Consider the following 2,958-nt stretch of genomic DNA (forward strand, 5'->3'; position numbering starts at 1 on the left):
GCGCACTGCGAGTCCTCATCTCCTGGCTCGTCCCTATAGTGTGAGGGCCATGACGACTCTGCTCAGCGCTCGTGACATCCGCGTCCTCGCCGATGCCCTCGACCTCCGCCCCACCAAGCAGCGCGGGCAGAACTTCGTCATCGACCCCAACACCGTCCGGATGATCGTCGAGGCGGCGCATCTCCCGGCTGCCAGCACGGTCGTGGAGATCGGTCCCGGCCTCGGTTCGCTCACCCTGGGTCTGCTGGACGCCGGGCACCGCGTGGTGGCCGTCGAGATCGACCGGCTGCTTGCCTCCCGTCTGCCCGCCACGGTGGAGCAGTTCGCCGCGGACCGGTTCGGGGCCTCGGCGGCGGTCGGTGATCCCGTTCCGTTCGCCCTGGTGAACGAGGACGCACTCAAGGTCACAGAGCTTCCGCAGGAGCTCGGGGCTCCCACCGCGCTGGTCGCGAACCTGCCCTACAACGTCGCGGTCCCGGTCCTCCTGCACTTCCTGTCAGCCTTCCCGCAGATCACGCAGGTGCTCGTGATGGTGCAGGCCGAGGTTGCGGACAGGCTTGCCGCCGGACCCGGCTCCCGCACATACGGCGTGCCCAGCGTGAAGGCGCAGTGGTACGGCGCGGTCGAGCGGGCCGGGGACATCGGCAAGAACGTCTTCTGGCCGGCGCCCAACATCGACTCCGGCCTCGTCCGCATCACCCGGCGGGAGACGCCGCGGGAGGGAGACCGTGCTGCGGTGTTCGCGCTGGTGGACGCGGCGTTCGCCCAGCGGCGCAAGACCCTGCGCGCGGCGCTGTCCGGGTGGGCGGGCTCCGGTGCCGCCGCCGAGGCCGTGCTCACACGCGCGGGCATCTCGCCTCAGGCGCGGGGCGAGACGCTGACGGTCGAGGACTTCGCGAGGATCGCGCAGGCGCGGGCGGAGATCGACGCGGGCACGGACGCGGAGGCGGGCTCTCAGTGACGGTTTCGTCTCTCCATCCGCGAGCGGCCTCGGCTTCCCCGGGTGCGGCCTCTCCGGCCGCGGCCTCTCCGGGTGCGGAGGCCGCGGGTGGGAGCGGTCGTGCCCACGGGGCGGAGTCCGTGACCGCGCGTGCCTACGGCAAGATCAACCTCCACCTGGGAGTGGGCGATCCCGGGACGGACGGCTACCATCCGCTCGTGAGCGTGTTCGCGGCGCTGGGCTGTGCGGAGACCGTCACGCTCGCCCTCGCCGCGGAGGACTCCGTGACGGTGGGCGGGCGTTACGCGGAGGCCGGGGTGCCCACGAATCGGACCAATCTGGCGCTCGCCGCCGTCCGGGCGTTCAGGGAGCGCACCGGCTGGGACGCGCGGGTCTCCATTCACATCGACAAGCAGGTGCCGGTGGCCGGCGGCATGGGCGGCGGCTCCGCGGATGCCGCTGCGGCACTGCGCGCGGCGGCGGCTCTTGCCGGATTCGAGGACGCGACGGTTCTCCGTGAGATCGCGGCGACGCTGGGCGCGGATGTGCCTTTCGCCCTGCGCGGGGGAGTGGCGCTCGGCCGGGGGCGCGGGGACGAGCTCACGCCCGTGCTGGCGAAGGGCACGCAGCACTGGGTGCTCGCCACGTCCACGGGGTCGCTGTCCACTCCGGTGGTCTACCGCCGCCTCGACGAGCTGAGGGCCGAGGCGGCCTCGACCGCACAGGGCGCTGCTGAGGCCGCCGAGGTGCTGTCCGGCACGGCGCAGCTGCGGCTGGCGGAGCCCACGGCGGTGCTCGCGGCGCTCGCCTCCGGCAGCACGGAACTCCTCGCCGCCGCTGTCCACAACGACATGACGCCGGCGGCCGTGGATCTGCTGCCGGACGTCGCGCACGTCATGGATCAGGGTAGGCGGGCCGGGGCACTCGCCGTGCTGCTCTCCGGGTCCGGGCCCACGGTGGGCTTCCTCGCGCAGAACCCCACGCACTCCCTGGAGCTCGCCGTGCTGCTGGAGGCGTCCCGAGGTGTGCGCCGCGTGGCGCGCACCACCGGCCCTGCCCGCGGAGCCCACCTCGTGGAGTGAGGTCAGCCGCTGAGGCCAGCGAGGTGGCTCACGAAGTTCAGCTCGACGAGTGAGCGGTTCCGGAAGAATTCGTCCTCGGCCAGGATCGTGATCCCTCCCGGTGCGGCGCGCAGCCGCATGTGCTCGAGGGAATGCAGGGGCAGGCGGAGGAATGCGGCGGCGGCGAAGGTGAGCGCGCCGCCATGGGTGACGACGATCTGGTGCTCGGCCTCCTGGGCGAGCAGCTCCGCCATGGCTGCGTATACCCGCGTCCCCAATTCCTCCAGGGTCTCGGCTCCGCGGATCCCTTCCTCGTGGGCCAGCCGCGGACCGTTGCCCGGGGGCGGGATGAAGCGGGCGTCGAGCCAGGCCTGCGGTCTGCCCTCGGCTTCGCCGTACGACTTCTCCCGCAGACGCTGGTCCAGGCGCACCGAGAGATCGAGCTCCGCGGCTATCGTCTCGGCGGTCTGCCGAGCGCGGAGGAGGTCGGAAGAGGCGAGCACGACTTCGGCGGCGGCCGGGATCCTTGCGCGGAGTGCGGTTGCGATGGCACAGGCATGGGCGAGGCCGCGGTGGGTGAGGGCTGAATCGTGCCAGCCGCCCACGAGCCCGTCGACGTGGTGGGTGGCCTCCGGGTGGGTGACGACATACAGCCTGCGCATAGGTCCATGAAACACGATCGGCGAATTCAGCGCTCTGCGGCCTGCGGGGCCTTCCGGCGGGGGAAGACGCTCTGTGCAGGGCGGAAGCGATCGCGGTTGCGGAAGAGCGGTGTGCATGTCTCCGCAGTCCCGGAGCGTTAGGCTTGTCCACGCCGTCGTTCATGCTGCGGCCTCTGTCTGAACCGCCCGGCGTGATCCGTCGGCGCAGTCCCGTCCGGACGGTGCAGCCGCATCTGAGACCATCCCGCAACACCCAAGGAGTCACGTGCACCTGCTCGGCGCCCAGGAGATCAGC

3 protein-coding genes are annotated in these 2,958 nt (G+C 71.8%); 2 read left to right on the plus strand and 1 reads right to left on the minus strand.

Going from position 1 to position 2,958, the window contains the following annotated elements; all coding sequences use genetic code 11:
• Positions 1-49 precede the first annotated feature (49 nt).
• Together rsmA and Q0A33_RS10375 are read left to right on the plus strand one after the other, a co-directional pair.
• Complete coding sequence (gene rsmA / locus Q0A33_RS10370; protein WP_291795958.1) at positions 50-961, plus strand: 16S rRNA (adenine(1518)-N(6)/adenine(1519)-N(6))-dimethyltransferase RsmA; 912 nt, start codon at positions 50-52, stop codon at positions 959-961.
• A gap of 119 nt (positions 962-1,080) precedes the next feature.
• Positions 1,081-2,022, plus strand: a complete 942-nt coding sequence (locus Q0A33_RS10375) for a 4-(cytidine 5'-diphospho)-2-C-methyl-D-erythritol kinase (RefSeq protein ID WP_291795961.1) — start codon at positions 1,081-1,083, stop codon at positions 2,020-2,022.
• A 2-nt stretch (positions 2,023-2,024) separates the two neighbouring features.
• Here Q0A33_RS10375 and Q0A33_RS10380 read toward each other — a convergent pair whose 3' ends face one another.
• Positions 2,025-2,663: a histidine phosphatase family protein gene (locus Q0A33_RS10380; protein ID WP_291795963.1), complete on the minus strand. Its 639-nt coding sequence runs from the start codon at positions 2,661-2,663 to the stop codon at positions 2,025-2,027.
• Positions 2,664-2,958: the final 295 nt, after the last annotated feature.

Origin of the sequence: Brevibacterium sp. (assembly GCF_022712115.1) — a bacterium.
In the GTDB taxonomy this organism is placed as follows: domain Bacteria; phylum Actinomycetota; class Actinomycetes; order Actinomycetales; family Brevibacteriaceae; genus Brevibacterium; species Brevibacterium salitolerans.